The sequence below is a fragment of the Candidatus Nitrosarchaeum limnium BG20 genome, from assembly GCF_000241145.1.
In the GTDB taxonomy this organism is placed as follows: Archaea; Thermoproteota; Nitrososphaeria; order Nitrososphaerales; family Nitrosopumilaceae; genus Nitrosarchaeum; species Nitrosarchaeum limnae.
On record NZ_AHJG01000161.1, the window covers coordinates 1 to 4,956 of the forward strand.

Genomic DNA, 4,956 nt, shown 5'->3' on the forward strand with positions numbered 1-4,956 from the left:
GAAGAGATCATTTGAATCAATTGGATCATGGCACGTAAAAGGATTATTTCTAGGCATGATGCACTTTCAGGACAAATACAATGAAGACCTGGAAAGACTACAAAGATGTGATATTCACTACTTAACCCCAGATCTTAGAATAGTCCCATTCTGTGCATTTAATGTAATTCCAGAATGGTATAGAGATAGAATTCAAAAGAAATATTCCATTACAGTAGAGGAATGGGAGCAAAGAGAAGGAGTAAAACTAGAAGACGGTCTTTATCGTGGTCTAATGAGACGTGGAGCAGGCGATGAACTTGCTGCTGGCTGTGCAAAAAGTCAGATGTTCCATGATGCTGCTCAGGCAACAATGTAAATCTTAGACCTTAAATTATCTAAAGCTAGTTTTATTTTATGAAAATACTGCTAATTTCTCCAACGTTGGAAGGAATTGGTGGAATAGCACAACATGTAAGAGATTTAATAAAATTTCTTAAAGAACATGGTCATCAAGTTGATGTAATTTCATCAGAAAATACTCCTATAATTCCAATAAAAAATTAAAAAATCCCAGTTTTTTAATATCATCTTTTTTTAAAGCAAAATTTATGAAAAATTATGATATAGTTCATGCTCAACATCCTATTGCTGCACTCGCAATGAAAAATGTATCTGGCAAAAAAAATCCTTAGCATTCATGGAATATTTAGTAAACAAATTGAAATACTACATGGTAAATCAAGCTCATATTTTTCTAATAAATTCGAAAAAAAATGCTTTCAAGTGGGCTGATGCTGTAACTGCAGGTTCAAAAGAGGCTTTTGATTATTATAGTAAATTAGGGACAAAAGTGTTTTTTGTTCCTAATGCCATTGATATTAAATCATTACCCTTAGGTAATGATAAAAGATATGAAAAACAGATAATTTTCGCAGGTAGATTATCAAAGGAAAAAGGAATTTTAACAATCTTAGAGACTGCAAAAAATCTTCCAAAAGACGTTCATTTGATAATTGTAGGTGCTGGACCGGAAGAAAATGTGGTAGTTGAATTTGTAAAAAATATTGATAATGTCCACTTTTTAGGTTATCAGACAAAAGAAAAAACCATTCCTTTAATTCGAGGCTCGATTCTATTAATTCAACCATCATTCGCAGAGGGAATTAGTGCTACATTACTTGAATCGATGGCATGTAAAACACCAATAATTGCTACCAATGTTGGAGGAAATAAGGAACTTTTTGTTCACAACAAAACAGGAATACTGATAGAACCTGGAAATTCAAATGAATTACTCAAAGAGATAATGCGTATGTTAAATGATCAAAATCTAAGAGAAGAAATTGCTAGATCTGCTTATGACGCAGTACAGAAATATGATTGGTCAAATGTAGGACAACTTTATCTTAACTTGTACAAACAATTACAATCATAATCATCAATATGATTGTGTTTTTAGTATTTTTTCTAGACCTTCATTAAATTTTATTTTAGGTTGCCAATTTATTATATTTTTAATCTTTGATATGTCTGATGCTATATCTACAATAAAAGTTTCTTTGTTTTCTTCATAATCTACATTTATTTTACCTGATGTTATTATTTCAATCTTTTTAACTATCTCTTCAAATGAATATGACTCTCCAGCACCCACATTAAAAACCTCGAACTTAAAATTACAATCTATTAATTTTGTAATTAAATCCACAAAATCATCAACATGCAAGAAATCTCTTTTACTGTTTTTGTTTACAATGGTTACTTTTTTTCCTGTTTTTATTGAATTAATTAAATTTGTAATCAAAAAACCCTCTTTCATGGATCCTCCAAAAATATTAAATGGTCTTAGTATGGTTAAACTGAGATCAGATCTTTTGCAATAGAATTCACATAATCTTTCTCCAAGATACTTACTCTCAGTGTAAGCATTATGTGGACTTATGGGATGATTTTCATCAACGGGACAATATTTTGGATTACCATAAACATAACTACTGACATAAATCATCTTTTTTACTTTCTTTTGAATACAATACTCTAAAACATTCAATGTTCCAATCACATTATTATCAAAATACTCACTCCATTTCAATTCTCTTTGCGGTGTTTTTCCACCTAGGTGAATTACAATATCTGCAGAATCTAATTTCATGACTTGCTCTCTATTTTGTAAGTCTATGTGCTCAGAATCATTTGAATCTGTTATGATTTCTAATTTGTCTAATCTTTTTACAATTTCCCCCCCAATAAAACCCGATGATCCAGTAATCAATATTTTACTCATTACATATGTTATGTTTGAATACTATCTAAAACTTACCATATAATTAATTTCCTAAAATTTTCTTAGTTATTTTAGAAAATTTAATATAATTACTGACCTAATTTTTTTATAAAAATAAATCTCCTTAATCTAAAAAACTAATCTATTATATGAAATATTTTCAATATGATAATTTCTTCTGAATTGAGATTTTTTCTAAATCTAATTTTTCTAAAATAATCTTAATTTTTTTTGCGGCTGTACCATTTCCATGTTGATTTTTTTGTTTTTTTATTAAAGTATGAAATTTTTTATTTGTGATTGCCTTGTTAATTGCCTTTTTGATTTCTTTTTTATCATATCTTACATTTATGATACTTTTAGTTTTACTTCTTCCTTCTTGCCGTGTTCCTATGTTAATTGAAGGAACATGTAAAAATGGTGCTTCCATAATACCACTACTAGAATTACCTATAATTGCAGAGGAGTGATATAACAAACTAATGTATTTTACAAATGGCAAATTTTCATAATATGAAATTTTTGAATCTTTAATGATTTTTCTAATTTTTTGAGATCCTGCATCAATGTTTCCTGCAATAATTATGGATTGCATATCGAGTTCTTTGATTGCATTAATGGTTTCTAAAAAATATTTATCAATATCTTTTATCTCTGTGGTTACAGTGTGTTGAACAACTAACAAAAAAGGTTTTTGCAGATTAATTTTAAATTCTTTCTCCAACTCTGTTTTAGGGATAAATTTTATTGATTTTATTACATCTAAAGAAGGATTTCCAACTGTAAATATATTTCTGCGATCTTCTCCCATTTTGACTAATCTTTTTGTAGCCTCTTGATTACTTGTGAAATGAATATGTGCAAATTTGGAAATTGCATGTCTTATTGGCTCATCAATAGTTCCGGTTACTTCACCTCCTTCCAAATGTGCTACATGTATGTTCATATGTGCTCCTATTATTGCGGCTGCAAAATTCCCACCTAAGTCAAAACCTGAAAAAATAATGTCAGGTTTTAGAGACTTAATTATTTTTGTTAAACTAAAAATAGCTCTCCCAAAAGCCATTGTCATTGTAGATGAAGTATCTTCCTCATTTTCATAAAACATGTTAAATTTTTTATATATTCTAAATCCATCTTTTTTTATTTCATTAATTGTATATCCATGTTTTTTTAACAAATGACTTCCTGTCACTACTAGATAATAATCAAATTTCTTTGATTTTTTATTGCATCAATAACAGGACGAATCTTTGAGTAATCTGCCCTACGTTCAGTTATAAACAAAATTTTCTTCTTCAAATAATGTCACTGTATAGCAACTGCTTATTTTTGGGAATATCTCTTTTAGCTTTTTTTCCTATAATCTTGTAAAAGTCCTTTGCCTGGATCTGCCCAGTATTTGGTCTTTTTGTAGTCAAATTTTCTTCTGAAAATACATCACCTTTTGATATATTTTTGTTTGTAACTACTGATTCTCTGGCAAATCGTAAAACAGGTAGTTCTTTTTTTGAGGATTTTTTTTGGTATCGCCTAATGCAAGTTTTATTGCTCTACAACCTCTTACCAGTTCTGCTAATTCATGTGGTTCTAATGATAGTTTTTGATCCGGACCAGGCATATTTTTTATCAAGAGTGATGTGCTTCTCTACAATACATGCTCCTTTTGCAATCGCACCTAATGCTGTATAAATTCCCAATGAATGATCGGAAATCCCAACCGGTATGTTGAAAAGTTTTTTGTATTTATCTATTACACCCAAATTGATGTCCTTGTAATCACAAGGATATTCTGAAGTTGTTTGAAGAAGTGCTAAAGGAATTCTAGATTTTTTAAACAGTGTTACTGCTGCCTTTATCTCATTCATGTTGGACATGCCAGATGAGAGAATTACTGACTTACCTTTTTTTGCAATATGTTTTAAGAAAGGTATGTTTGTTAGCTCACCTGAGCCAATTTTATAGGCAGGCATTTTGATTTTTTCCAATCTATCCACCGCTGGAATTGAAAATGGCGTTGATAGAAAAATGATTTTTTTTCCTTTGCAGTATTTGCTTAGTTTTGCTTCCTCCTCACCTGTTAACTCACAGTTTTTTATAATATCCCACAAGGGCGTCTTTGAAATCTTTCCTGGAAGAATGTTTGTTTTTGTCATCTCCTCTTCGGTGATATGTGTTTGAAATTTTATGCAATCTGCGCCTGCCTTTTTTGCCATATCTATTAATTTTTTTGCTATTGAAAATGAACCGTTGTGATTTATTCCTGCCTCTGCTATTACAAACACAGGATGCTCTGGACCAACTATTTTATTTCCTATTTTAATTTCATTCAACATTTTCTAGTTTCACTTGTTACGTATTAATTTTTGAACGGTTTGATTATCCACATGTCACTTTTTTCAAGTGCGTTTGCCTTTTCTTCTGAATTCAGCAATATTTCATCTAGTTTTTCCCCTCTGCGTAGTCCTATGATTCTTTGAGATTTTGAGATTCCATCTGCTAGTTTTTTAATATTATATTTTTTCATTTTTGGAATGAAAATTTCACCTGTCTTTGCTAGTAATAAGCTGTTGAGAATAAAATCAACAACATCATTGACGTTGATAAAATATCTTTGCATAGAAGGCTCAGTTATTGACAGCGGTTTATTTATTCCGTTTCTCTTCATTCCAAATTTCAAAAACATTTCC

The 4,956-nt window shown here is 30.1% G+C and carries 7 protein-coding genes and 2 pseudogenes; 3 read left to right on the forward strand and 6 right to left on the reverse strand.

Going from position 1 to position 4,956, the window contains the following annotated elements; genetic code table 11:
• The 3 genes and pseudogenes from BG20_RS04900 to BG20_RS04905 all read left to right on the forward strand — a co-directional run.
• Positions 1-358 (forward strand): annotated as a pseudogene (locus BG20_RS04900) (tetraether lipid synthase Tes); the annotation flags it as partial.
• Between the two features lie 38 nt (positions 359-396).
• The gene (locus BG20_RS13185; RefSeq protein ID WP_238527513.1) at positions 397-546 is read left to right on the forward strand and encodes a hypothetical protein; all 150 of its coding nucleotides are present in this window, start codon (positions 397-399) and stop codon (positions 544-546) included.
• Between the two features lie 166 nt (positions 547-712).
• Positions 713-1,417: a glycosyltransferase family 4 protein gene (locus tag BG20_RS04905; protein ID WP_238527514.1), complete on the forward strand. Its 705-nt coding sequence runs from the start codon at positions 713-715 to the stop codon at positions 1,415-1,417.
• 3 nt (positions 1,418-1,420) lie between these two features.
• Here BG20_RS04905 and BG20_RS04910 read toward each other — a convergent pair whose 3' ends face one another.
• From BG20_RS04910 to BG20_RS04925, 6 genes and pseudogenes are all read right to left on the reverse strand, one after another.
• Positions 1,421-2,266, reverse strand: a complete 846-nt coding sequence (locus BG20_RS04910) for an NAD-dependent epimerase/dehydratase family protein (protein ID WP_010191674.1) — start codon at positions 2,264-2,266, stop codon at positions 1,421-1,423.
• 160 nt (positions 2,267-2,426) lie between these two features.
• Positions 2,427-3,482 (reverse strand): annotated as a pseudogene (neuC, locus tag BG20_RS04915) (UDP-N-acetylglucosamine 2-epimerase); the annotation flags it as partial.
• Between the two features lie 82 nt (positions 3,483-3,564).
• Positions 3,565-3,687 (reverse strand): SAF domain-containing protein, encoded by a 123-nt coding sequence (locus BG20_RS13975; protein WP_010191676.1) that lies wholly within the window; start codon positions 3,685-3,687, stop codon positions 3,565-3,567.
• A gap of 47 nt (positions 3,688-3,734) precedes the next feature.
• Entirely contained in the window at positions 3,735-3,887 is a 153-nt protein-coding gene (locus tag BG20_RS12845) for an N-acetylneuraminate synthase family protein (protein ID WP_010191677.1), read from the reverse strand.
• Entirely contained in the window at positions 3,847-4,599 is a 753-nt protein-coding gene (locus BG20_RS04920; RefSeq protein ID WP_202945519.1) for an N-acetylneuraminate synthase family protein, read from the reverse strand. Before BG20_RS04920 ends, BG20_RS12845 begins: the two co-directional genes overlap by 41 nt.
• Before the next feature lie 26 nt (positions 4,600-4,625).
• A partial coding sequence (locus BG20_RS04925) for a polysaccharide biosynthesis protein (RefSeq protein WP_010191679.1) occupies positions 4,626-4,956 on the reverse strand: 331 nt, incomplete at its 5' end.